19 protein-coding genes and 2 pseudogenes are annotated in these 23,547 nt (G+C 63.1%); 13 read left to right on the plus strand and 8 right to left on the minus strand.

The genetic code is table 11. The features are described 5' to 3' along the window. Window positions 1-26: 26 nt before the first annotated feature. The 3 genes from CSV86_RS26830 (at window position 27) to CSV86_RS26840 (ending at window position 3,242) form a co-directional block, all read left to right on the plus strand. Entirely contained in the window at window positions 27-1,937 is a 1,911-nt protein-coding gene (locus CSV86_RS26830; protein ID WP_009395676.1) for an ATP-binding cassette domain-containing protein, read from the plus strand. Beyond that, window positions 1,937-2,524 carry a mechanosensitive ion channel family protein gene (locus CSV86_RS26835; protein WP_009395675.1) on the plus strand — a complete coding sequence of 196 codons (588 nt, stop codon included), beginning with the start codon at window positions 1,937-1,939 and terminating at the stop codon, window positions 2,522-2,524. Before CSV86_RS26830 ends, CSV86_RS26835 begins: the two co-directional genes overlap by 1 nt. Before the next feature lie 85 nt (window positions 2,525-2,609). Further along, the gene (locus tag CSV86_RS26840) at window positions 2,610-3,242 is read left to right on the plus strand and encodes a LysE family transporter (RefSeq protein ID WP_009395674.1); all 633 of its coding nucleotides are present in this window, start codon (window positions 2,610-2,612) and stop codon (window positions 3,240-3,242) included. A gap of 82 nt (window positions 3,243-3,324) precedes the next feature. Here CSV86_RS26840 and CSV86_RS26845 read toward each other — a convergent pair whose 3' ends face one another. The 4 genes from CSV86_RS26845 to CSV86_RS26860 are packed head-to-tail and all read right to left on the minus strand — an operon-like array spanning window position 3,325 to window position 6,459. Further along, window positions 3,325-4,065, minus strand: a complete 741-nt coding sequence (locus CSV86_RS26845) for a hypothetical protein (RefSeq protein WP_009395673.1) — start codon at window positions 4,063-4,065, stop codon at window positions 3,325-3,327. Between the two features lie 3 nt (window positions 4,066-4,068). Continuing rightward, on the minus strand, window positions 4,069-4,659 hold the full coding sequence (lpoB, locus tag CSV86_RS26850; RefSeq protein ID WP_009395671.1) for a penicillin-binding protein activator LpoB: 591 nt from the start codon (window positions 4,657-4,659) through the stop codon (window positions 4,069-4,071). Between the two features lie 19 nt (window positions 4,660-4,678). Further along, the gene (locus CSV86_RS26855) at window positions 4,679-5,050 is read right to left on the minus strand and encodes a YcfL family putative periplasmic lipoprotein (protein WP_009395670.1); all 372 of its coding nucleotides are present in this window, start codon (window positions 5,048-5,050) and stop codon (window positions 4,679-4,681) included. Between the two features lie 14 nt (window positions 5,051-5,064). Continuing rightward, window positions 5,065-6,459, minus strand: coding sequence for a COG3014 family protein (locus CSV86_RS26860; RefSeq protein WP_009395668.1), 1,395 nt, complete (start codon window positions 6,457-6,459; stop codon window positions 5,065-5,067). 321 nt (window positions 6,460-6,780) lie between these two features. Here CSV86_RS26860 and CSV86_RS26865 point away from each other — a divergent pair, with 321 nt between their 5' ends. Both CSV86_RS26865 and CSV86_RS26870 read left to right on the plus strand, forming a co-directional pair. After that, window positions 6,781-8,676 carry a cytochrome c/FTR1 family iron permease gene (locus CSV86_RS26865; protein ID WP_009395666.1) on the plus strand — a complete coding sequence of 632 codons (1,896 nt, stop codon included), beginning with the start codon at window positions 6,781-6,783 and terminating at the stop codon, window positions 8,674-8,676. A gap of 63 nt (window positions 8,677-8,739) precedes the next feature. Next, entirely contained in the window at window positions 8,740-9,201 is a 462-nt protein-coding gene (locus CSV86_RS26870) for a YaiI/YqxD family protein (RefSeq protein WP_009395664.1), read from the plus strand. An 89-nt stretch (window positions 9,202-9,290) separates the two neighbouring features. Here CSV86_RS26870 and elbB read toward each other — a convergent pair whose 3' ends face one another. Continuing rightward, a complete protein-coding gene (gene elbB / locus CSV86_RS26875; protein ID WP_009395662.1) occupies window positions 9,291-9,956 on the minus strand; it encodes an isoprenoid biosynthesis glyoxalase ElbB in 666 nt (221 codons plus the stop codon). A 191-nt stretch (window positions 9,957-10,147) separates the two neighbouring features. On the opposite strand from elbB, the pseudogene CSV86_RS32225 reads away from it, so the two are divergent. Continuing rightward, window positions 10,148-10,696, plus strand: a pseudogene (locus CSV86_RS32225) (sterol desaturase family protein); the annotation flags it as partial. A 501-nt stretch (window positions 10,697-11,197) separates the two neighbouring features. Here the strand turns inward: CSV86_RS32225 and CSV86_RS26885 are convergent. Continuing rightward, window positions 11,198-11,833, minus strand: a complete 636-nt coding sequence (locus CSV86_RS26885; RefSeq protein WP_080604711.1) for a DedA family protein — start codon at window positions 11,831-11,833, stop codon at window positions 11,198-11,200. A 208-nt stretch (window positions 11,834-12,041) separates the two neighbouring features. On the opposite strand from CSV86_RS26885, the gene hemB reads away from it, so the two are divergent. Together hemB and ppk1 are read left to right on the plus strand one after the other, a co-directional pair. After that, window positions 12,042-13,052 carry a porphobilinogen synthase gene (gene hemB / locus CSV86_RS26890; protein ID WP_009395658.1) on the plus strand — a complete coding sequence of 337 codons (1,011 nt, stop codon included), beginning with the start codon at window positions 12,042-12,044 and terminating at the stop codon, window positions 13,050-13,052. Between the two features lie 97 nt (window positions 13,053-13,149). After that, window positions 13,150-15,315: a polyphosphate kinase 1 gene (gene ppk1 / locus CSV86_RS26895; RefSeq protein WP_376699776.1), complete on the plus strand. Its 2,166-nt coding sequence runs from the start codon at window positions 13,150-13,152 to the stop codon at window positions 15,313-15,315. Here the strand turns inward: ppk1 and ppx are convergent. Further along, on the minus strand, window positions 15,302-16,804 hold the full coding sequence (gene ppx / locus CSV86_RS26900) for an exopolyphosphatase (protein ID WP_009395656.1): 1,503 nt from the start codon (window positions 16,802-16,804) through the stop codon (window positions 15,302-15,304). The genes ppk1 and ppx overlap by 14 nt on opposite strands. Window positions 16,805-17,044: 240 nt before the next feature. Here ppx and trxA point away from each other — a divergent pair, with 240 nt between their 5' ends. The 5 genes and pseudogenes from trxA (at window position 17,045) to CSV86_RS26925 (ending at window position 22,354) form a co-directional block, all read left to right on the plus strand. Continuing rightward, window positions 17,045-17,371, plus strand: coding sequence for a thioredoxin TrxA (trxA, locus tag CSV86_RS26905; RefSeq protein WP_009395655.1), 327 nt, complete (start codon window positions 17,045-17,047; stop codon window positions 17,369-17,371). A gap of 227 nt (window positions 17,372-17,598) precedes the next feature. Further along, window positions 17,599-18,857 (plus strand): annotated as a pseudogene (gene rho / locus CSV86_RS26910) (transcription termination factor Rho). A 127-nt stretch (window positions 18,858-18,984) separates the two neighbouring features. Further along, the gene (ubiD, locus tag CSV86_RS26915) at window positions 18,985-20,451 is read left to right on the plus strand and encodes a 4-hydroxy-3-polyprenylbenzoate decarboxylase (RefSeq protein ID WP_009395653.1); all 1,467 of its coding nucleotides are present in this window, start codon (window positions 18,985-18,987) and stop codon (window positions 20,449-20,451) included. Beyond that, window positions 20,451-21,419 (plus strand): CDP-6-deoxy-delta-3,4-glucoseen reductase, encoded by a 969-nt coding sequence (locus CSV86_RS26920; protein ID WP_009395652.1) that lies wholly within the window; start codon window positions 20,451-20,453, stop codon window positions 21,417-21,419. The genes ubiD and CSV86_RS26920 overlap by 1 nt, the downstream gene beginning before the upstream one ends. Before the next feature lie 329 nt (window positions 21,420-21,748). Next, complete coding sequence (locus CSV86_RS26925) at window positions 21,749-22,354, plus strand: gamma-glutamylcyclotransferase (protein ID WP_009395650.1); 606 nt, start codon at window positions 21,749-21,751, stop codon at window positions 22,352-22,354. Window positions 22,355-22,475: 121 nt separating this feature from the next. Here the strand turns inward: CSV86_RS26925 and CSV86_RS26930 are convergent, their stop codons facing one another. After that, a complete protein-coding gene (locus CSV86_RS26930) occupies window positions 22,476-23,453 on the minus strand; it encodes an NADPH:quinone oxidoreductase family protein (protein WP_009395648.1) in 978 nt (325 codons plus the stop codon). Window positions 23,454-23,547: the final 94 nt, after the last annotated feature.

A 23,547-nucleotide genomic window follows, 5' to 3' on the forward strand; every position in this document is an offset into this window, starting at 1 on the left:
CGAAGCTGGTAGACTCCGCCGCCATTATGATCAGACTTTCGAACCTCACTTTACAGCGTGGTCCGCAACGCCTGCTAGAAGGCGCCGAGTTGACCCTGCACGCCGGCCAGAAAGCCGGCCTGATCGGTGCCAATGGCGCCGGCAAATCCAGCCTGTTCGCCTTGCTTCGCGGCGAGCTCACCCCGGACTCGGGTGACTGCCAGCTGCCCGGCGACTGGCGCATCGCCCATATGCGCCAGGAGGTCGACACCCTCGATCGCCTGGCCGTGGACTATGTGCTCGACGGCGATATTCGCCTGCGCAAGGTCCAGGACGAGCTGGCCGCTGCCGAAGCCGCACACGATAACGCCGCGCTGGCGCGCCTGCACGTCGAACTCGACAGCGCCGACGGCTATACCGCCGACGCCCGTGCGCGCAAGTTGCTGGCCGGCCTGGGCTTCAGCAACGAACAGATGGATCGCCGTGTCGGTGACTTCTCCGGTGGCTGGCGGATGCGCCTGAACCTGGCCCAGGCACTGATGTGCCCCTCCGACCTGCTGCTGCTCGACGAACCGACCAACCACCTGGATCTCGATGCGATCCTCTGGCTTGAAGATTGGCTCAAGGGTTACCCCGGCACGCTGTTGCTGATTTCCCACGACCGGGACTTCCTCGATGCCGTGGTCGATCACGTCGCCCATGTCGAACAGTGCAAGCTGACGCTCTATCGCGGCGGTTACACGGCGTTCGAGCGAGCCCGGGCCGAGCGCCTGGCGCAGCAGCAACAGGCCTACGAGAAGCAGCAGGCCCAGCGTGCGCACATGGAAAAGTACATCGCCCGCTTCAAGGCCCAGGCCACCAAGGCCCGCCAGGCGCAGAGCCGGATCAAGGCGCTGGAACGCATGGAGGAGCTGACCGCCGCCCATGTCGATTCGCCGTTCGACTTCGTTTTCCGTGAATCGCAGAAGATCTCCAGCCCGTTGCTCGACCTGTCCGAAGCCCGCCTGGGTTACGGCGAGAAGACCGTGCTGGAAAAGGTCAAGCTGCAACTGGTACCCGGTGCCCGGATCGGCCTGCTCGGCCCCAACGGCGCGGGTAAATCGACCCTGATCAAGAACCTCTCCGGCGAGCTGCAGCCGCTGGCCGGGCGCCTGGTTCGCGGCGAGAACACCGCGGTCGGCTACTTCGCCCAGCACCAGCTCGACTCGCTGGACAGCAAGGCCAGCCCTCTCCTTCATCTGCAACGCCTGGCGCCCAGCGAGCGCGAGCAGACCCTGCGCGATTTCCTCGGTGGTTTCGACTTCCGTGGCGATCGCTGCGACGAACCGGTGGTCAATTTCTCCGGTGGTGAAAAGGCCCGCCTGGCCCTGGCGTTGATCGCCTGGGAGCGGCCGAACCTGTTGCTGCTCGACGAACCGACCAACCACCTGGACCTGGAAATGCGCCTGGCGCTGACCATGGCCCTGCAGGAATTCAGCGGCGCCGTGGTGGTGGTTTCCCACGATCGACATCTGCTCAAGAGCACCACCGACGAGTTCCTCCTGGTCGCCGATGGCAAGGTCAGCGAGTTCGAGGGCGACCTCGACGACTACGCCCGCTGGCTGGTCGACTATCGCCAGCGCAATGCGCCGGTCAGCAACAGCCCGGTCAACCCGGACAAGACCGACAAGAAGGCCCAGCGCCAGGCCGCCGCCGCCCTGCGCCAGCAACTGGCACCGCACAAGCGCCAGGCCGACAAGCTGGAAGCCGAGTTGAGCAAGCTGCACGCAGACCTCGCGAAGGTCGAGGCGAGCCTCGGTGACAGTGGCGTCTACGAGGCGGCGCGCAAGGATGAACTGCGCGACCTGCTGGCACGTCAGGCGCAACTGAAAGCCCGCGAAGCGGAACTGGAAGAAGCCTGGATGGAAGCGCTGGAAGTGCTGGAGACCATGCAGGCGGAGCTGGAGGCATTGTCCTGATGGAGTCGTTGCGGCAGATGATCCCGGTGGAATGGCTCGGGCCGTTCTGGATGGGCCTGCAGATCCTGCTGATCCTGGTGGTGGCCTTCGTTCTGCAACGCCTGGTGGCGCGCAGCCTCAAGACCTTGGGCGAACGCTACCCGCTGCCGCCGCAACTGATGATGCCGCTGCGTGGCGGCCTGCGCTGGCTGATCATGGGCAGCGCGGTGCTGTTCGTGCTGGAGCGCCTGGGTGTGTCCGCTACCGTGTTGTGGACCGCCCTGTCGGGGTTCGTCGCGGTGGCAGCGGTAGCCTTCTTCGCGATCTGGAGCGTGCTTTCCAATCTGCTCTGCGCGGTGCTGATCTTCACCGTCGGACCATTCCGCATCGGTGATGTGGTGGAACTGGTCGATACCACCGACAAGCCCGGCATCAAGGGCCGGGTCACGGCGATCAACCTGCTGTTCACCACCTTGGTGGAAATGCCGGAAACCGGCGGCGCGCTGGTACAGGTGCCGAACAGCCAGTTCTTCCAGAAATCCGTGCGCCGCTGGCGTGGTAGCGATGGGCTGCCGCTGGTGGGCGAAGACAAGTCCCTCGGCAAGTGATGGTTCCCTGAAAACTTTTGTGGTGATTTTCCTTCAGGCGGATTAGCGTTGGGCCCTTGAACCGATTTTTTGGCCGAGGTGTGAGATGTCGCTGGAAACGTGGTTGGCCTTTTTTGCCGCCTGCTGGGTAATCAGCCTGTCGCCGGGTGCCGGGGCCATCGCCTCGATGTCCTGTGGCCTGCAATACGGATTCTGGCGCGGGTACTGGAATGCCCTGGGCCTGCAACTGGGCCTGATCCTGCAGATCGCGATCATCGCTGCCGGGGTAGGCGCGGTGCTGGCGGCTTCGGCGACGGCCTTCCAGGTGATCAAGTGGTTCGGGGTGGCCTACCTGGTCTATCTCGCGGTCAAGCAATGGCGGGCGCTGCCGGCCGACTTGTCCGATGAATCCGCGGTGCGCCCGATCGGCAGGCCGCTGAGCCTTGTATTCCGCGGGTTCCTGGTGAACGTCAGCAACCCGAAGGCGCTGGTGTTCATGCTGGCGGTGCTGCCGCAGTTCATCAATCCGCATGAAGCGCTGCTGCCGCAATACATGATGATCACGGTGACCATGATCAGTGTGGATCTGCTGGTGATGGCCGGTTACACCGGGCTGGCGTCGAAAGTGCTGCGCCTGCTGCGCACGCCGAAACAGCAGCGGCGGATGAACCGCACCTTTGCCGGGTTGTTCCTCGGGGCGGCGACCTTGCTGGCCACGATTCGCCGGGCGCCGGTCTGAGGTAGTGCCGGCCCTATCGCTGGCAAGCCAGCTCCCACAAGGACCTGTGGGAGCTGGCTTGCCAGCGATTAGGCCAGGGAATTCAGCGCAGAATCTTCGCCGGCTCATCCGGCGGCAGATTGTTGCGCTGCACCGGGCGGCCTTCTCCCGGCACCTGCCCACCCAACTGCTCCGCCATCTGCCGGGCTACATCCACGCCCAGCTCCTTCGATACTTCCCGCACCACTCTTGGCCGGTTCAGGCGGACCTTGATATCCCGCGAGCCCACCAGCTTGGTGTCCTGCCCTTCGCCCATGGCAGTGAATGCCGAGGTGATTTCGTAGGTGCGTGTATTGATCAGGCTGAAGTCCGCCACCAGCGTCAGGCCCAGTACCGCCGAATAGCTGCTGGTGTGGTCGAGGGCATTGATGTCGCGCTGGAAGTCGATGTCCGAGAGCGTACCGAACAGCACGTAGTCGGCACCCTTGAAATCGCCGGCCTTGATGCGCTTGATGATGTCGTAGACATCGGTCTTGCTGCCGGTGATGTACGGCTTGCCCTGGACCAGCTGGAACATCCCTGACTTGAGGATCTCGCCCTTGATGTCGCCGCTGAACTTGCGCAGTTCGGTCTGCTCGATGTAGCTGTCGCTGCTCTCGAACTCGGCGTAGCTCGACGCGCTGCTGGCGTGGTACGGACTGGCCGATGAATTGCTCTGCGCGGCGACGATGTGGATGTACTGCTCCACACGTTCCTGGTACGCGAGGTCGGTCACCGCCACCCTGGGGGCCGCTTGCACGCCGAAGGCGCAAGCCAGGCCGAGGATTCCCATCCATGCACGCATTGCTTAGCGCTCCGTGGTCTTGCGGATTTCTTTTTCGTCCATCCATTCGGCCAGGCCGCTTTCGACATCGACCAGTTGCAGGCTGAACTTGTAGAACACGTCCTTGTAATCGCTGCTGCGCTTGACGATCGAGCTGATCGAACCTTCCAGGCGGTACTTGGCGGCGATCATGTTGCCGGTCTTGGCAACGGTGCTTTTCTTGTACAGGCCGCTCTGGTTCTGCAGCTTGAGCTGGTCGACCTGGCTGTCCATCTGGTTGTTGTCGCTGGCGAAGCGAGCGGTGCCGGACTTCATCAGCTGGGTCTTGATCGACGTGGTGATCTCGCGGGTATCGATGTACTCGCTGGTCTTGTTCTTCACGTCGTAGACCTGCACCACGGGGCGACCGTGCAGCACGCCGGACTGGGCCAGCGAGCGGGTCATGCTCTCGGCGATCATCTGCAGGTCGGTGGAACCGAACTCGTTGGTCACCAGTTCGACGGCCTTGCTGTCGCCATAGCTGATGTTCTTGCCGCCCAGTACCGGGGACGGGCTGGAGCAGCCGCTGGCCAGGGCGACGACGGCAGCGAGCAGGGAAATCTGGATGAACTTCATGGAAAACTCCTGGAAAGAATTACTGCGACTGGACTTCAAGACGGAAATCGGTGGCCTGTGGCACCGGTGCGATGGCGGGCAGTACGGTGGACTGCGAGCCATAAAGGGTCACGGTCTTCCAGCTCTCCTCATCGGCGACCGGGAAGCCATCGTTGCCCAGCCAGGCGAAGCGATAGAACAGCGTCCTGTTGCTGCCACTGGTGTTGTTCAGCGCCACCTTGACGGTAAGGAAGCCGTTCTCGCGCGCGACCCGCATCGGGCCGGTCTCGATGTTCTTCAGCTTGCCCATCACCGCGACCTTGCTGGCAGCGCTGCCGGGTGCGGGTGGCGGCGGGGTGGCGCAGCCGGCCAGGAGGGCGGCGGCGAGGGCGAGGGACAGTTTGAATCGCATGACGAATCCTTCGTTTACTTGAGGCTGGCGACGGCGGCGGCCGGCGCGGGAGGAGTGAGGACGTGGGCTGCCTGGCCGGCGGTATAGACCTGGTTGCCGACCACGCGCAGAGCGACGACCTGGTACGGATGCTCGACCTTGACCACCACCTTGCTGCCACCCAGGCCCGACGGCAGGCTCAACTGGTGCTCGCCCTGGCGCAGGCGCACGCGGGTGACCAGGGTGTCGTTGGGCAGGGTGCGCCAGGTGCGGGTGTCGGCGCCCTCGGTGATGGTCGAGGCGATGCCCATGACCAGTCCGGCCATCGGGTTGGTCTCGTTGATCTGCTTCTGCGCCACGCCACGGGTTACCGCGCGTACGGTGGTGCGCAGGATGATGCCGGGCATGTCGTCGCGCAGGGCACGACGGGACATGGCCGAAGTGCTGTTGAGCGCAGTGAGGTTCAGCGCCTTGTCGTCCAGGTTGATCTGGCTGATGCGTGCCGTGGACGCATCTTCGCGCATGATCGGAAACGACAGCGGAGTGATCACCAGGTTGCCGCTGATCATCAAGGGAAGAGGAATACGGATCGAGTCGCGTGCCGGGGCAAGGCCGCTCTGGACGACTATCAGCACGTCACTGTCCTGGTCCTTGCCCGGGGTCTTGTCGAGGTCGAGCAGCGCCTGTTCCAGCAGCGGGGTGTTGGGCAGCAATTCAGCGGCCTTGCGATAGCCCGGCGCAGCCAGGCCCCTTTCGCCAAGTGCCTCGTAGACATAGCCGGACAGGAAGTGGCTGAAGGCGCTCTGATAGCTGTTCTTGAGGCTGATGACTTCAGGTGCGTCCAGGGCCGCCACCGGATAGCCCTGAAGGTCCTTGTACTCGGTCTTGAGCCCTTCCTTTTCGGCCTCTTCCTCGCGCTTGAGGTATTCCTTGTCGCGAAGTTCGGCGATCACTGCCTCGCGCTCATGGGTTTTCTTGATCGCCGTGCGGGCACCATCGAAATCGTTCTGTGCCAGCAGGTTGAGGGCCATCTGCGTGGTCAGCATGACTTTTTCGTAGTCGTAGCCTTCGTAGCGGCGGACCTTGTCGTTGATCAGGTAGCTACCGAACTGGCTCAGGTACTTGTCGGTGTCGAGCCTGACCGATTCTTCCCATTTGAATACCATGCCGTCGGCTTCGCGCCAGGCGTTCTGGCTGCCTGCCAGGTCGCCCTTGGAACGCAGCAGTTCGCCCTTCTCGAACCAATAGAGCAGGTCCTTGTCCTCGCCCGTGTTGTTTTTCTCCAGCACGGCGAGAGCGGCATCGACATTGCCGGTGCTCAGATGCTGGTTGGTTTCCTTGAGTTCGTTGTCGTAGCTGCGGAACATCGCGCAGCCGGTCAGCTGGGTAGCCACGAAGAGCGTGGCGAGCGTGAGTACGCGGGATTTCATTACTTCTTCCCTGAGAGTTGGCGAATTTTCCCGGCTATATAGGTCCGGAAATTCTTATAAGTATTTTTGAAATTTCGAATGGATATAGGGGGTGGCGTGACGCATTAGGCCCCTTTTCCCTTGGGGTGGGAGGAGCCGTTTGTTACCACCGGTAAGTGCCATTACGCGTGCCATTATCCCTGAGCCGCCCGACGAGCGGTAATTTTCCGGGGAAGAAAGTGGCAACTGATGAAATTGTTGCGAATTTTTACGATTCGCCTTGAGCCTGCCAGGGCGGCGGTGAACAATATTCGCCTCATCGCTGACGTCCGAGATTGGCTCATGATTTCCCGCTCCCGCTTGATCGCCTGGCTGCTCTGGCCAGTGCTGGCCCTGGGCAGTGCCGTGGCACTCGCCGAACCTGTCGAGGGGGCGGCGAAAGCCCTGCATTTGCTGGATTACATCGGTGCCGACTATCCGCCGACGGTCAAGGCCGGCGCGGTGCTCGACGAGTCCGAGTACCGCGAGCAACTGGAGTTCGTCGGCACGCTGCAAGGGCTGCTGGCCGACCTGCCGGATCGCCCGCAACGCAAGGCGCTGGAGGACGGGGTAGCTGCCCTGCGCCAGGCGATCAGCGAACGTCAGGACGGCCCGGTAGTAGCCCGTCAGGCCCGACAGCTGGGCGCCGACCTGGCTTTGGCCTACGAGGTCGCCCTGGCTCCCTTGATCACGCCCGATCCAACCCGCGGTGCGCCGCTGTATGCTCAGCATTGCTCGGTCTGCCATGGCGACACGGGCGCCGGTGACGGCCCGGCAGGTGTCGGCCTGGAGCCGGCCCCGGCGAACCTGCGTGATCCCGGCCGTCTGGACCACCTGAGCCTCTACGCTATCTACAGCACCCTCGGCCTGGGCATCGAAGGCACCGACATGCCGTCCTTTGCCGACCAGCTTGATGAGCGCCAGCGCTGGGATCTGGCGACCTACATCGCCAGCTTTACCGCCGATCCGGCCAAGGCTGCCAGTGACAAGCCGTTCAGCCTCGGCGATCTGGCGCGCCAGACCCCGGCGGAAGTCCAGGCGGCCCAGGGTGCCGACGCGGTAGCGGCGTTCCGCGCCCAGCGCGCCCAGCCGCCGCAGGTCAAGCGCGGCCCGGGGCAACTGCTCGACTACACCGCCAACACCCTCGACCAGAGCCTTGCGGCTTACCGCAGTGGTGACCATGAGCAGGCCTACGACCTTTCCGTCGCGGCCTACCTGGAAGGTTTCGAGCTGGTGGAAAGCTCGCTGGACAACGTCGATAGCAACCTGCGCAAGACCACCGAAAAGGCCTTGATGGCTTACCGCCAGTCGCTGCAGGACGGCCTGCCGCTGGACCAGGTGATGGCCAGGCTGGATGTCGCCAAGGCCAGTCTGAAGGAATGTGCCGGCCTGCTGGGGGGCGATGGCCTGAGCTGGTCGCTGAGCTTCGTTTCCGGTTTGCTGATCCTGCTGCGCGAGGGCCTGGAAGCGATCCTGGTGCTGGCGGCGATCCTCGCGTTCCTGCGCAACACCGGCCAGCAGGCGGCGGTGCGCAGCGTCAACATCGGCTGGGGCCTGGCCCTGGTTGCCGGCTTTGCCACCTGGGCGGTGGCAGCCTATGTGATCGATGTCGGCGGTGCCCAGCGCGAGTTGCTGGAAGGCAGTACGGCCTTGTTCGCCAGCGTCATGGTGCTTTGGCTCGGGGTGTGGATGCATGACCGGCGCCACGCTGCCGCCTGGCAGGACTACATCAAGAGCAGCCTGGTCGGCGGCGGCGGTCGCTTCGGCTTTGCCGTATTGGCGTTCTTCTCGGTGTATCGCGAGCTGTTCGAAGTGATCCTGTTCTACGAAACCCTGTGGTTGCAGGCGGGCCCCGGCGGACATCAGGCGGTGCTGGCCGGTGGTGCGACGGCGCTGGTGCTGCTGGTCGGTCTGGCCTGGGTGATCCTGCGTGGTTCGGCCCGGCTGCCGCTGGCGTTGTTCTTCAGCATCAACGCGGCACTGCTTTGCGCGCTGTCGGTCGTGTTCGCCGGCCACGGGGTCAAGGCCTTGCAGGAAGCCGGGGTGTTCGGCACCCATCCAGTGGCGTTCTTCGACTTCGAATGGCTGGGGATTCATGCCGATCTGTATTCGCTGTCTGCCCAGTGCGTCGCGCTGCTGGCGGTGATCGTCCTGTACGGGCGCAGCTGGCTGGCTTCGCGGCGCGTGGCGGCGTCGTGATTTGAAGCGGGGCGGGCGAGCAGCCATACTGCCCGCCCGTTTCAAGTTGTGGATAACTCTGTCATGCGTGTCTGGATCGACGCCGATGCCTGCCCGAAGCTGGCCAGGGACCAGGTCGTCAAGTTCGCGCTAAAGCGCCAGTTCGAGGTGGTGATGGTGGCCGGCGGGCCCCAGGCCAAGCCGCCGTTCGCCCTTGTCAGGCTGATCGTCGTGCCCAGCGGGCCGGATGCCGCCGATGACTATCTGGTGGAGCATGCCGTGCCGGGCGAACTGGTGATCTGCAGCGACGTACCGCTGGCCGACCGGCTGGTGAAGAAAGGCGTGGCAGCGCTGGACCCGCGCGGCCGCGAGTTCGACGAGCGGAACATGGGCGAGCGGTTGGCGGTGCGCAACCTGTTCACCGACCTGCGCGAGCAGGGGCAGGTTGGCGGCGGGCAGGCGCCCTACGGGGAGAAGGAGAAGCAGGCGTTTGCCAATTCGCTGGACCGGATCCTGACCCGGCTGGCGAGGCAGTTTCCTGGCTGATGGGGTGCTCTTTGAGAGCCTCATCGCTGGCAAGCCAGCTCCCACAGGTCCTGTGGGAGCTGGCTTGCCAGCGATGAGGCCCCGGAGGCCTACTCGCCTTCGTGGGTCAGTTCGAGCACCCGGTCCACCAGCTTGTTGATGCCGCTTGCCGCGTCGCTGATCGACTGCGCCAGCATGTAGGCCGGGGTGCTGACCAGCTTGCGCTGGGTGTCTTCGACGATGTCATGGACATCGCATTCTTCATGGGTGCCGCCCATCTTGACGATGGCCGCGCTGGTATCGGCGTCGTTGCCGATGGTGCAGACCACGCCAGGCCCATAGATCTTCGCCGCCAGTGCCGGCGAGATGCAGATCAGGCCCACCGGTTTGCCCGCCTCGGCGAAGGCTTCGGCCAGGGCCAGTACATCCGGGTGAACGCTGCAGCCGGGGCCATCGACCGCGAAGCTGGACAGGTTTTTCGCCGCGCCGAACCCGCCGGGCACGATCAGCGCGTCGAAGTCGTTGACGTCCGCCTCGCCCAGGTCCTTGATCTCGCCGCGGGCAATGCGCGCCGACTCGACCAGCACATTGCGCGTTTCGGGCATTTCTTCGCCAGTCAGGTGGTTGATCACATGCCTCTGCGCGATGTTCGGCGCGAAGCACTGTACCTGGGCACCACGCTGGTCGAGACGCAGCAGGGTGATCACGCTTTCGTGGATCTCCGCGCCGTCGTAGACGCCGCAGCCCGACAGAATCACAGCAACTTTTTTGGTCATGCTTTCTACTCCCGTTTCAAGGCGCTAAATGTCGTCTAATTTGGCAGTTGTCGCCATAGGGATAAGTGGATCGTAGGCCTAATCTTGATCCATCGCCTGAAAATGGACCCGCCATGGACTTCATCCTGCTCGCCGTGCCGTTTTTCTTCGTGTTGATAGCGGTCGAGCTGCTCGCCGATCGCTGGCGCGGCATGCGCAACTATCGTCTGGCCGATACCGTCAACAGCCTGAGCGCGGGGGTACTGTCCACCACCTTCGGCTTGCTGACCAAGGGCGTCGGCCTGGTGACCTACGCCATTGCGGTAGAACACCTGGCCCTTTTCGAATTGCCGTCCGAGGCCTGGTGGGTATGGGTGATCGCCTTCGTTGCCTATGACTTCTGCTATTACTGGCTGCACCGCTTCGGGCATGAGTGCAACATCCTGTGGGCAGCGCACTCGGTGCATCACCAGAGCGAGGAGTACAACCTTTCCACGGCGCTGCGCCAAACCAGCACGGGCTTCCTGTTGTCGTGGGTGTTCTATCTGCCACTGGCGGTGCTCGGTGTGCCGCTGCTGGTGTTCATCAGCGTCGGCGCGTTGAACCTGCTGTACCAGTTCTGGGTACATACACGGCACATCCCCAGGCTCGGCTGGTACGAGTGGATCTTCGTCACGCCCTCCAACCATCGCGTCCACCATGCACAGAATCCTTTGTACTTGGATCGCAACTACGGTGGTGTGTTCATTCTCTGGGACCGCCTGTTTGGCACCTTTCAGTCCGAGGATGATGCAGAACCGGTGATCTTCGGCGTGACCACGCCGCTGGCGAGCTGGAATCCGCTGTGGGCCAACCTGCAGTTCTACGCGCAGTTGTGGAACGATGCGCGCCGCGCCTCGCGCTGGCAGGACAAGCTGCGCATCTGGTTCATGCCCACCGGCTGGCGACCGGCGGATGTGGCGCAACGTTATCCACAGGCCGGGCAGGACCTGGCGAATTTCAAGAAGTTCGAGGTGCCCCTGGCCTGGTCGCGACAGCTCTATGTAGTGCTGCAGTTCGTTATCTACGTGGCGCTGGGCAGCTATCTGATGAACGCGGGCCCGCATCTGTCGCTGCCAGCATTGTGGCTGGGCGCGCTGGTGATCGGGTTCGGGTTGTTCGTGCTGGGGACGGCACTGGAGAACCGTCCCTGGGCGCTGAAGCTGGAAATGCTGCGCCTGGCGCTGACCCTGCCGGCCTACGCGCTGGCCGGGTGGGCCGGTTTAGCGCCGGTCACTGTCCTGGGATGGGTCATTCTGCTCGCCTACGAGCTGCTCAGCCTGCTGGGCCTGCGCTTGCTGTTTGGCGATGCGCGCAGCCTTGAAGCGTCGGCGCAACCACAGCAGGCCGCCCAGCACCAGCAGACCGCCAAGCACCCATAGCTCGTACTTTTTCACATTGCCCAGCAGCCCTTCGAGGATCGCGCCGAAGTGGTAGGCGGCCGCGCCAAGGGCCAGGGCCCAGATGGCCGCGCCGATGCCATTGAGCAGCAGGTAGCGGCGCGGTGGATAACCGGACAGGCCGATGGCCACCGGCATTACTGTGCGCAGGCCGTAGACGAAGCGGAAACTCAGCACCCAGATGTCGGGATGGCGGCGCACATGCTCCAGTGCACGGTCGCCCATCATTTGCCAGCGTGGTTTGCGCGCCAGCAGTTTGCGTCCATGGCGACGCCCCATGAAGTACCAGAGCTGGTCGCCGGCGTAGCTGCCGAAGAAGGCCACCAGCACCACCAGGTTGATATCCATGTATCCGCGGAACGCCAGGAATCCGGCCAGCACCAGGATGGTCTCGCCTTCAAAGAACGTACCTAGAAAAAGGGCAAAGTAGCCAAAATCTTGCAGGAATTGTTGGAGCATTTTCTGGATGCTGGCGAAATGAACGCGCAGCCTACCCCTTCATGGCCTTCGGGGAAAGTGTCCAAATGTGTCTCGACGTGAACAATTCCTACAAGGGACAATGACTGCGTCTGTAGGTCGCAGGGTTGTCCCCGCCTGTCACACAAGCGTCATAATGGCCGCTTATAACTGTCGCGCCCGCCTGTCCATGCGGGCTCAGGAGTCTGCCGTGAGCTTTACCCCTGCCAATCGCCTGTTTCCCGCTACCCGCCTGCGTCGCAATCGCCGCGACGATTTTTCCCGTCGCCTGGTTCGTGAGAATGTTCTGACAGTCGATGACCTGATCCTGCCGGTCTTCGTTCTCGATGGTGAGAACCGTCGCGAGGAAGTCGCGTCCATGCCGGGCGTCGAGCGCCTGAGCATCGACCTGCTGCTGGAAGCGGCGGCCGAGTGGGTCGAACTGGGCATTCCGGCCCTGGCCCTGTTCCCGGTAACCCCGGCCGAGAAGAAGTCCCTTGATGGTGCCGAAGCCTGGAACCCCGAGGGCATTGCCCAGCGCGCTACCCGTGCGCTGCGCGCGCGTTTCCCGGAGCTGGGGGTGATCACCGACGTCGCTCTCGACCCGTTCACCACCCACGGCCAGGACGGCATCCTCGATGAAGAGGGTTACGTCCAGAACGACATCACCGTCGATGCCCTGGTCCGCCAGGCGCTGTCCCATGCCGACGCCGGCGCCCAGGTGGTCGCGCCGTCGGACATGATGGACGGTCGCATCCAGGCGATCCGCGAGGCCCTGGAAGTGGCCGGCCATGTCAACGTGCGCATCATGGCCTACTCGGCCAAGTACGCCAGCGCCTATTATGGTCCGTTCCGCGATGCGGTCGGTTCGGCGCTCAATCTGGGCAAGGCCAACAAGGCCTCCTACCAGATGGACCCGGCCAATACCAACGAGGCGCTGCATGAAGTGGCGGCCGACCTCAGCGAAGGCGCCGATATGGTCATGGTCAAGCCAGGCATGCCGTATCTGGATATCCTTCAGCGGGTCAAGGACGAGTTCAAGGTGCCGACCTTCGTTTACCAGGTCAGCGGCGAATACGCGATGCACATGGCGGCGATCCAGAATGGCTGGCTCTCCGAGGGCGTCATTCTCGAGTCGCTCACCGCCTTCAAGCGCGCGGGTGCCGACGGCATTCTCACGTATTTCGCTGTGCGCGCCGCACAATTGATGAGAGGGCAGTAACGCCCTTCAGGAACGCAATATGAATAACGAAGCACTGATCGAAGCTGCGGTTAAGGACATCAAGGACGTGAAGGAAGGGCCGGTCATTCCCGAGCCGATGCTGGAAACCCCGCCCGAGCCCGCTGCGGTTCCGGTCGTCTCCGCGGAAACGGCGGCCGCTGCGCCGGCGCCGGCCGTGGCGATCCCGGGCCTGGACGACAGCAGTCTTTATATCCATCGCGAGCTGTCGCAGTTGCAGTTCAACATCCGTGTGCTGGAGCAGGCGCTGGATGAGTCCTACCCCTTGCTGGAGCGGCTGAAATTCCTGCTGATCTTCTCCAGCAACCTGGACGAGTTCTTCGAAATTCGTGTTGCGGGCCTGAAGAAACAGATCACCTTCGCCCGCGAACAGGCCGGCGCCGACGGCCTGCAGCCGCACCAGGCGCTGGCGCGAATCAGCGACCTGGTGCACAGCGAAGTTCAGCGCCAGTACGCCATCCTCAACGATGTGTTGCTGCCGGAACTGGAAAAGCACCAGATCCGCTTTATCCGCCGCCGGCACTGGACCGCCAAGCTGAAGACCTGGGTGCGCCGCTTCTTCCGCGACGAGATTGCGCCGATCATCACGCCGATCGGCCTGGATCCGACCCACCCGTTCCCGCTGCTGGTGAACAAGAGCCTGAACTTCATCGTCGAGCTGGAAGGTGTCGATGCCTTCGGCCGCGATTCCGGCCTGGCGATCATCCCGGCGCCGCGCCTGCTGCCACGGATCATCCGCGTGCCCGAGGAAGTCGGCGGCCCTGGCGACAACTATGTATTCCTCTCGTCGATGATCCATGCGCACGCCGACGACCTGTTCCAGGGCATGAAGGTCAAGGGCTGCTACCAGTTCCGCCTGACCCGCAACGCCGACCTGGCACTGGACTCCGAAGACGTGGAAGACCTGGCCCGCGCACTGCGCGGCGAGCTGTTCTCCCGTCGCTATGGTGATGCGGTGCGCCTGGAAGTCGCCGACACCTGCCCGAAACACCTGTCCGACTATCTGCTCAAGCAGTTCAGCCTGAGCGAGAGCGAGCTGTACCAGGTGAACGGTCCGGTAAACCTGACCCGCCTGTTCAGCATTACCGGCCTGGACAGCCACCCGGAGCTGCAATACACCCCGTTCACGCCGGCGATTCCCAAGCTGCTGCAGAACAGCGAGAACATCTTCAGCGTGGTGGGCAAGCAGGACATCCTGCTGATGCACCCGTTCGAATCGTTCACACCGGTGGTGGACATGCTGCGCCAGGCCGCCAAGGACCCCCACGTTCTTGCCGTGCGCCAGACCCTGTACCGCAGCGGTGCCAACTCGGAAATCGTCGATGCCCTGGTGGACGCCGCGCGCAACGGCAAGGAAGTCACCGCGGTCATCGAACTGCGCGCGCGCTTCGACGAAGAGTCCAACCTGCAGATGGCCAGCCGTCTGCAGGCCGCTGGTGCCGTGGTGATCTATGGCGTGGTCGGCTTCAAGACCCACGCCAAGATGATGCTGATCCTGCGTCGCGAAGCCGGTGAGATCGTCCGCTACGCCCACCTGGGCACCGGCAACTACCACGCCGGCAATGCGCGCCTGTACACCGACTACAGCCTGCTGACCTCCGACGACGCCCTGTGCGAAGACGTCGGCAAGCTGTTCAGCCAGTTGATCGGCATGGGCAAGACCCTGCGCATGAAGAAGCTGCTGCACGCGCCTTTCACCCTGAAGAAAGGCATGCTCGACATGATCGCCCGGGAGACCCAGTTCGCCTTGGACGGCAAGCCGGCGCACATCATCGCCAAGTTCAACTCGCTGACCGATCCGAAGATCATCCGCGCGTTGTACAAGGCCAGCCAGTCCGGGGTGCGCATCGACCTGGTGGTGCGTGGCATGTGCTGCTTGCGTCCGGGTATCGCCGGGGTTTCGCACAACATCCATGTGCGCTCGATTATCGGCCGCTTCCTCGAGCACACGCGGGTGTTCTACTTCCTCAATGGTGGCGACGAGCAGATTTTCCTGTCGAGTGCCGACTGGATGGAGCGCAACCTCGACAAGCGCGTCGAGACCTGCTTCCCGGTGGAAGGCAAGAAATTGCTGCTGCGTGTGAAGAAGGAGCTGGAAGGGTACCTGACCGACAACACCCACGCCTGGATCCTGCAACCGGACGGGCGCTACGTACGCAGCTCGCCGACCGGCAACCAGAACCCGCGCAGTGCCCAGGCGACCCTGCTGGAGCGCCTGAGCAACCCGGTCCTCAGCGTACGCTGAGGACGAAGCCTACCCGGGTCAGCCACTCGGCTTCCTGCTCGAAGTCGGCCCGGGTCAGCTGGTTCTCCTGCAGCCAGCCATCGGGGAAGGCCACGTCCAGGCTGTTTTCGTTGGCTTGCAACTGCACCTTCGGCATTTGCTGGTTGCCGCGGATGTGGTGGAACAGGATGGCGAAGCGCAGCAGCACGCACAGGCGGATCAGCTTGGTGCCTTCGTCGCCGAACTCGGCGAACTTGTCCCTGGGGATGTTGCGGCGATGGCCACGTACCAGCAGGGCCAGCATTTGCTGGTCTTCGCGGGAGAATCCGGCCAGGTCGGAGTGTTCGATCAGGTAGGCGCCGTGCTTGTGATAGTGATAGTGGGCGATGTCCAGCCCCACTTCGTGCACCTTGGCTGCCCAGCCCAGCAGTTCGCGCCAGATTCCTTCTTCAAGATCCCATGCCTTGGCCACCTGGTCGAAGGCATGCAACGCCTTGCGCTCGACCCGAGCGGCCTGGCCCTGGTCGACGTGGTAGCGCTCCATCAGCGAGGTGAGGGTGCGCTCGCGCACGTCCTCGTGGTGATGGCGGCCGAGCAGGTCGTATAGCACGCCTTCGCGCAGGGCGCCGTCGCAATGGTCCATGCGTTGCAGTTCGAGGGCGTCGAAGATGGCCTCGAGGATCGCCAGGCCCGCCGGGAAGATCGCCCGGCGATCGGGCTTGACCCCGTCGAAGTCGATTTTGTCGGTCTCGCCCAGTTTGAACAGCTTGCGCTTGAGCCAGGCCAGGCCTTCGGCGTTGACTTCGCCACTGCCCAGGCCAGCCGCCTTGATCGCCGAGCCGATGGCGCGGATGGTACCGGAGGAACCGATGGCTTCGTCCCAGCCCAGGCGGTGCAGTGCGCCTTCGATGCTCATCAGTTCCAGGCGTGCTGCGGTGTAGGCCTGGGCGTAGCGCGCCGGGGTGATCTTGCCGTCGCGGAAATAACGCTGGGTGAAGCTGACGCAGCCCATCTGCAGACTTTCGCGCAGCAGCGGCTCGAAACGCTGGCCAATGATGAATTCGGTACTGCCGCCGCCGATATCGGCGACCAGGCGCTTGCCCGGCGTATCGGCGAGGGTATGGGAAACGCCCAGGTAAATGAGGCGGGCTTCCTCGCGACCGGAAATCACTTCCACCGGGTGGCCGAGGATTTCTTCGGCGCGGCGGATGAATTCGCCGCGGTTGCGCGCTTCGCGCAGGGCGTTGGTGCCGACGATGCGCACCGAGCCCTGCGGCATGCCGTTGATCAGTTGGGAAAAGCGCTTCAGGCAGTCGAGGCCGCGCTGCATGGACTCTTCGCTGAGATGGCGTTCTTCATTGATACCGGCCGCCAGTTGGACCTTCTCGCCATTGCGCTCCAGGATGCGGATCTCGCTGTGATGGGCCTTGGCTACAACCATGTGGAAACTGTTGGAGCCCAGGTCGATGGCGGCGATCAGGGAAAGGTTCTTGGCGGAGGAGTGGGGCATGGTAATGGCTTCTCGGTCGTTAACCCGGCAATCCTGCCACGATAGACGTCATACGCCAACGCGCGGCACTCCGGGGCTTGATATGGCGCAGTTTCGCGTAGGAATTGTGTCTTTTGTGTGACAGTCCATTCGGCAAATCATCAACTATCATAGTTAGACTCAATCGATTGCGACTTCCTGTCGGCTGGCAGGGCGGCTATGATGAGCGACGTTTTTTTGCTTCCGAACTTGGAGATTTCCATGAGCGCACTTATCAAACACGTCACCGACGCCTCTTTCGAGGCCGACGTGCTGCAGGCCGAAGGCCCTGTACTGGTGGACTACTGGGCTGAATGGTGCGGTCCTTGCAAAATGATCGCTCCTGTTCTGGACGAAGTCGCTGAAACCTACGCGGGCAGGCTGACCATCGCCAAGCTGAACATCGACCAAAACGACCAGACCCCGGCCAAGCACGGCGTTCGTGGTATCCCGACCCTGATGCTGTTCAAGAACGGCAACGTCGAGGCTACCAAGGTCGGCGCGCTGTCGAAGTCGCAGCTGCAAGCCTTCCTCGACGCTCATCTCTGAGCCTCGAAAAAGCCCCGCATTCGTCGGGGCTTTTCTCTTTCTGGTGACTAGACGCCAGAAAAAGCAGGTGTTACATTCGGCCTCGCACTGATTCTCCAGTGCCCCCTGCACGCCCGTCGCCGCATTCCAATTCGAATTCAGTACGCGATCATTCGCCTCCCGCGGCGCGGCTTCATTAAGCCAGATGCTTAATCTCTCCTTTCTTACATGATTACTCCATTCCCCTTATGAACCTGACTGAACTCAAGCAAAAGCCGATTACCGATCTGCTCGAAATGGCCGAACAGATGGGCATAGAAAATATGGCCCGTTCGCGCAAGCAGGATGTGATTTTCTCCCTGCTGAAAAAGCACGCGAAAAGCGGCGAGGAAATCTCCGGTGACGGCGTGCTGGAGATTCTCCAGGACGGTTTCGGCTTCCTGCGTTCGGCGGACTCCTCCTACCTGGCCGGCCCTGACGACATCTATGTCTCGCCCAGCCAGATCCGTCGTTTCAACCTGCGCACCGGCGACACCATCGTCGGCAAGATCCGGCCGCCTAAAGAGGGCGAGCGTTACTTCGCACTGCTGAAGGTCGACACCATCAACTTCGACCGTCCGGAAAACGCGAAGAACAAGATCCTGTTCGAAAACCTGACGCCGCTGTTCCCCAACGAGCGCCTGAAGATGGAAGCCGGCAACGGTTCCACCGAAGACCTCACCGGCCGCGTGATCGACCTCTGCGCCCCGATCGGCAAGGGCCAGCGCGGCCTGATCGTCGCCCCGCCGAAAGCGGGCAAGACCATCATGCTGCAGAACATCGCGGCGAACATCACCCGCAACAACCCGAGTGCCACCTGATCGTCCTGCTGATCGACGAGCGCCCGGAAGAAGTGACCGAGATGCAGCGCACCGTGCGCGGCGAAGTGGTCGCCTCGACCTTCGACGAGCCGCCGACCCGTCACGTGCAAGTGGCCGAGATGGTTATCGAGAAGGCCAAGCGCCTGGTCGAGCACAAGAAGGACGTGGTCATCCTGCTCGACTCCATCACCCGCCTGGCCCGCGCCTACAACACCGTGATCCCGAGCTCCGGCAAGGTCCTGACCGGTGGTGTCGACGCCCACGCCCTGGAGAAGCCGAAGCGCTTCTTCGGTGCCGCGCGTAATATCGAGGAAGGCGGCTCGCTGACCATCATCGCCACAGCGCTGGTCGAAACCGGCTCGAAGATGGACGAAGTGATCTACGAGGAGTTCAAGGGTACCGGCAACATGGAACTGCCCCTGGACCGCCGCATCGCCGAGAAGCGTGTGTTCCCGGCCATCAACATCAACCGTTCGGGTACCCGCCGCGAAGAGCTGCTGACCGCCGACGACGAACTGCAGCGCATGTGGATCCTGCGCAAGCTGCTGCACCCGATGGACGAGATCGCCGCCATCGAGTTCCTGGTCGACAAGCTCAAGCAGACCAAGACCAACGACGAGTTCTTCCTGTCGATGAAGCGCAAGTAAGCACTCGCTGTATGCAAGAGCCGGGGAAACCCGGCTTTTTGCTATCTGTCATAAACGCTATTCTGACCGGCCCGGATCGACGTTACACTGCCCACCCCGACCGATACGGCCAATACGAGGCTCACGCATGCAGTATCGCGATTTGCGCGACTTTATCCGTGGCCTGGAGCAGCGCTCTGAACTCAAGCGCATCCAGGTCCCCATTTCGCCGGTCCTGGAAATGACTGAAGTCTGCGACCGCACGCTGCGGGCCAAGGGGCCGGCACTGTTGTTCGAGCGTCCCACCGGTTACGACATTCCCGTGCTGGGCAACCTGTTCGGTACTCCGGAGCGGGTGGCCATGGGCATGGGTGCCGAGTCGGTCAGCGAATTGCGCGAGATCGGCAAGCTGCTGGCTTTCCTCAAGGAGCCAGAGCCACCGAAGGGCCTGAAGGACGCCTGGTCGAAACTGCCGATCTTCAAGAAGGTCGTGTCCATGGCGCCGAAGGTGGTAAAGGATGCGCCCTGCCACGAAGTGGTCATCGAAGGCGACGACGTCGACCTGGGCATGCTGCCGATCCAGCATTGCTGGCCCGGCGACGTAGCGCCGCTGATCACCTGGGGCCTGACCGTCACCCGCGGGCCGAACAAGGAGCGCCAGAACCTCGGCATCTACCGCCAGCAGGTGATTGGCCGCAACAAGGTGATCATGCGCTGGCTGAGCCACCGTGGCGGCGCCCTCGACTACCGCGAATGGTGCGAGAAGAACCCCGGCAAGCCGTTCCCGGTGGCAGTGGCCCTGGGTGCCGACCCGGCGACCATCCTCGGTGCCGTCACCCCGGTACCCGACACCCTTTCCGAATACGCCTTCGCCGGCCTGCTGCGCGGCAACCGTACCGAGCTGGTGAAATGCCGCGGCAGCGACCTGCAGGTTCCGGCCACTGCCGAGATCATCCTCGAAGGCGTGATCCATCCGGGCGAAACCGCGCCGGAAGGCCCGTATGGCGACCACACCGGCTATTACAACGAAGTCGACAGCTTCCCGGTGTTCACCATCGAGCGCATCACCCACCGTACCAAGCCGATCTACCACAGCACCTACACCGGCCGGCCACCGGATGAGCCGGCGATCCTCGGCGTGGCGCTGAACGAGGTGTTCGTGCCGATCCTGCAGAAGCAGTTCCCCGAAATCACCGACTTCTACCTGCCGCCGGAAGGCTGCTCGTACCGCATGGCGGTGGTGACCATGAAGAAGCAGTACCCGGGCCACGCCAAGCGCGTAATGCTGGGGGTGTGGTCGTTCCTGCGACAGTTCATGTACACCAAGTTCGTTATCGTCACCGACGACGATGTCAATGCGCGGGACTGGAACGACGTGATCTGGGCCATCACCACGCGCATGGACCCCAAGCGCGATACGGTGATGATCGACAACACCCCGATCGACTACCTGGACTTCGCCTCGCCGGTCTCGGGCCTCGGCTCGAAGATGGGCCTGGATGCCACCAACAAGTGGCCGGGTGAAACCAGCCGCGAATGGGGCCGGGTCATCGTCAAGGACGAAGCCGTGACCAAGCGGATCGATGAATTGTGGAACCAGTTGGGAATAGATTGATGCAGGTGACCTTGCAGCCGTCCGGGGCGGTGATGACCGTCACCCCCGGCGAGAGGATTCTGGAAGCGGCGCAGCGCCTGGGTTACGACTGCCCGCAGAGCTGTCGCAATGGCAACTGCCATGTTTGCGCTGCCTTGCTGGTAGAAGGGCGCGTGCGCCAGAACGGCGAGGTGCGCGATCACGGTGAGCTGTTCACCTGCATCGCCGAGCCGCTGGAAGACTGCGTGCTGCTCTGGGATGGCGTGCTCGCCCTCGGTGAGCTGCCGGTGCGCGAGCTGGCCTGCCAGCTCAGTGAATGTGCGCCAGTTGGCGGCGACGTCTATCGCGTCCGTCTGCGCGCGCCGGCCGGCAAGCCGCCGCGCTACCACGCCGGGCAGTACCTGATGATCGAGCGCGACGGCGGGGACAAGGCGGCCTTTTCCCTGGCTTCGGCGCCGCACAGCGGCCGCGATCTCGAATTGCATGTACTGGCCCGCGAGAAAAGCGCGGTAGACCTGGTCGCCCAGTTGCAGCGCAACGGCATGGCCCGGATCGAGATGCCCTTCGGCGATACCCACCTGGCCGAACTGCCCGATGGTCCGCTGGTGCTGATCGCCGCCGGCACCGGCATGGCGCAGATGCACAGCCTGATCGAGCACTGTCGGGTGCAGGGGTTCGCGCATCCGGTGCATCTGTATTGGGGCGTGCGCCGGCCCGAGGACTTCTACGAGATCGAGGCGTGGGCGCAGTGGCAGCAACTGCCCAACCTGTTCCTGCACCAGGTGGTCAGCGATCAGTGCGGCTGGACGGGGCGCTGCGGCCTGTTGCACGAGGCGGTCTGCGAGGATATCGACGATCTGTCGCTGGTCCATGTCTATGCCAGTGGTTCGCCGAACATGGTCTATGCGACCCTCGACGCCCTGGTCGAAGCCGGCATGGACGCGCACCAGATGCGTGCCGATGTATTTGCTTATGCCCCACGGGGGTAACTTCGGTAATAAGGCGCGTTGCAATGGCGCGCCTGAGGTAAATAACCAACTGCGCAAGTAAAGCTTATAAGGGCTGGCATTTATTCATTGTTGCGCGCAACGTGAAAAAGTATCGCTACACTTGCAAAAGTACAGTCGAATATTCCGAAATGCCCGAATTCACGGGCTCTGAGCGCAACGGGGCTTGTTAACGCACCGCTATCTGCCGTACGGTAAGTGTTCAACGAGAGTGTTGGCTTTATAGTGAGGTACTTCGGTATTTCACGAGGATCTTTGGCGGCGGCTATGTCGGTACTTGAACCTGCACCTTTCCCCAGGCGTATCCCCCGGTGCTGGATTTCGGACAGCAATTGTCCCGGGAACAACTTCTTGAATCGGTCGAAAAGACCATGGCCCTGCATCATGGCGGGCCGGTCTGGCTGTTCGCCTACGGTTCGTTGATCTGGCGTCCGGAATGCCAATCGACCGAGCGGCGCCGTGGGCGCGTGCATGGCTATCACCGCGGGCTGTACCTGTGGTCCCACGAGCATCGCGGCACACCGGAGTGCCCGGGGCTGGTGTTCGGGCTCGACCGAGGCGGTTCGTGCAGCGGTTTCGCCTATCGCCTGCCCGAAGATACCTTGCAGGACTCGCTGCTGGCGCTGTGGCAGCGGGAGATGCCTTACCCGGCCTACAAGCCGCACTGGCTCAACTGCCGGCTGGATGACGGCAGCAAGGTCCAGGCCCTGGGCTTCGTGCTGGAGCGGCACCTGCCTTGCTATGCGGGAAATCTACCGGACAGCCTGCTCACGCACATCCTCGCCAGCGCCAAGGGGCGCTACGGCACCACCCGGGAGTATGTGGAGCAAACGCTGGAGGCGCTGCGCAGCCATGCAATGCCGGACCGCAACCTTGAGGCGCGGTACAGGCGCTGTCATTCCCAGCAGGGGAATTGATGGCGTTGTCGAGGGCCCTATCGCTGGCAAGCCAGCTCCCACAGGTTTAGGGCCTGGCACAAAACCTTGGTTGACCCGGACCTTGTGGGAGCTGGCTTGCCAGCGATGAGGCCCTTGAGGTTTACCTCACTTTCACCACCAACTTGCCCACCGCCTTGCGGCTAGCCAGTTGCTCGATCGCTTCCCCGGCCTCCGCCAGTGGATAGGTCTTCGACACCAGCGGTTTCAGCTTCCCTTCGGCAAACCAGGTAAACAATTGCTGGAAATTCGCCGCATTGTCCGCCGGCTGGCGCTGGGCGAATGATCCCCAGAACACGCCAAGCACCGCGCCGCCCTTGAGCAGCACCAGGTTCACCGGCAACTCGGGAATCCGCCCGCTGGCAAAGCCCACCACCAGCAGCCGTCCGTTCCATGCCAGGCCACGCACGGCCTGGTCGAACAGGTCGCCGCCGACCGGGTCGTAGATCACATCGACGCCCTTGCCGGCGGTCAGGCGCTTGATTTCGTCCTTGAGGCTGGCCTGGCTGTAGTCGATCAGCTCATCCGCCCCGGCGGCCCTGGCGGTCTCCAGCTTGTCCGCGCTGCTGGCGGCCGCGATTACCCGCGCGCCCATGGCCTTGCCGATTTCCACCGCCGCCAGCCCGACACCGCCCGAGGCGCCCAGCACCAGCAGAGTCTCGCCCGGCTGCAATTGGCCACGCTGGCGCAAGGCGTGCATCGACGTGCCGTAGGTCATGCCGAAGGCCGATGCGGTGACGAAGTCCATGCCTTCGGGAATCGGCATCACGTTATAGGCCGGCACCGCCACCTGCTCGGCGAAACTGCCCCAGCCGGTCAGGGCCATGACCCGGTCGCCGGCCTGGAAGCCGCCAGCGCTTTCCCCGGCTGCGCTGACCACCCCTGCCGCTTCGCCACCAGGCGAAAACGGCAGGGGCGGCTTGAACTGGTACTTGCCTTCGATGATCAGGGTGTCAGGGAAATTGACGCTGGCTGCGTGCACGTCCAGGAGGATCTCGTTCTTCTTCGGTGCCGGGCTGGCGACCTCTTCCAGCACCAGGTCGCTGGCCGGACCATGGGCTTTGCACAACAAGGCTTTCATCGGGGCTATTCCTTTGCGAGGGGTGGCCGATAAGTGTAGGTAGGCGAGGGGCCGGGTCAACGAGCATGGCCTGGCCTGAATAGGCCGGCATAAG

The organism is Pseudomonas bharatica CSV86, from assembly GCF_000319305.2.
GTDB lineage: Bacteria > Pseudomonadota > Gammaproteobacteria > Pseudomonadales > Pseudomonadaceae > Aquipseudomonas > Aquipseudomonas bharatica.

Excerpts from the sequence above, each read along its gene's own strand:
- CSV86_RS26830 (WP_009395676.1), top strand. The coding sequence starts at position 27 with ATGATCAGACTTTCGAACCTCACTTTACAGCGTGGTCCGCAACGCCTG.
- CSV86_RS26835 (WP_009395675.1), top strand. The coding sequence starts at position 1,937 with ATGGAGTCGTTGCGGCAGATGATCCCGGTGGAATGGCTCGGGCCGTTC.
- CSV86_RS26840 (WP_009395674.1), top strand. The coding sequence starts at position 2,610 with ATGTCGCTGGAAACGTGGTTGGCCTTTTTTGCCGCCTGCTGGGTAATC.
- CSV86_RS26845 (WP_009395673.1), bottom strand. The coding sequence starts at position 4,065 with ATGCGTGCATGGATGGGAATCCTCGGCCTGGCTTGCGCCTTCGGCGTG.
- lpoB (WP_009395671.1), bottom strand. The coding sequence starts at position 4,659 with ATGAAGTTCATCCAGATTTCCCTGCTCGCTGCCGTCGTCGCCCTGGCC.
- CSV86_RS26855 (WP_009395670.1), bottom strand. The coding sequence starts at position 5,050 with ATGCGATTCAAACTGTCCCTCGCCCTCGCCGCCGCCCTCCTGGCCGGC.
- CSV86_RS26860 (WP_009395668.1), bottom strand. The coding sequence starts at position 6,459 with ATGAAATCCCGCGTACTCACGCTCGCCACGCTCTTCGTGGCTACCCAG.
- CSV86_RS26865 (WP_009395666.1), top strand. The coding sequence starts at position 6,781 with ATGATTTCCCGCTCCCGCTTGATCGCCTGGCTGCTCTGGCCAGTGCTG.
- CSV86_RS26870 (WP_009395664.1), top strand. The coding sequence starts at position 8,740 with ATGCGTGTCTGGATCGACGCCGATGCCTGCCCGAAGCTGGCCAGGGAC.
- elbB (WP_009395662.1), bottom strand. The coding sequence starts at position 9,956 with ATGACCAAAAAAGTTGCTGTGATTCTGTCGGGCTGCGGCGTCTACGAC.
- CSV86_RS26885 (WP_080604711.1), bottom strand. The coding sequence starts at position 11,833 with ATGCTCCAACAATTCCTGCAAGATTTTGGCTACTTTGCCCTTTTTCTA.
- ppk1 (WP_376699776.1), top strand. The coding sequence starts at position 13,150 with ATGCTGGAAACCCCGCCCGAGCCCGCTGCGGTTCCGGTCGTCTCCGCG.
- ppx (WP_009395656.1), bottom strand. The coding sequence starts at position 16,804 with ATGCCCCACTCCTCCGCCAAGAACCTTTCCCTGATCGCCGCCATCGAC.
- trxA (WP_009395655.1), top strand. The coding sequence starts at position 17,045 with ATGAGCGCACTTATCAAACACGTCACCGACGCCTCTTTCGAGGCCGAC.
- ubiD (WP_009395653.1), top strand. The coding sequence starts at position 18,985 with ATGCAGTATCGCGATTTGCGCGACTTTATCCGTGGCCTGGAGCAGCGC.
- CSV86_RS26920 (WP_009395652.1), top strand. The coding sequence starts at position 20,451 with ATGCAGGTGACCTTGCAGCCGTCCGGGGCGGTGATGACCGTCACCCCC.
- CSV86_RS26930 (WP_009395648.1), bottom strand. The coding sequence starts at position 23,453 with ATGAAAGCCTTGTTGTGCAAAGCCCATGGTCCGGCCAGCGACCTGGTG.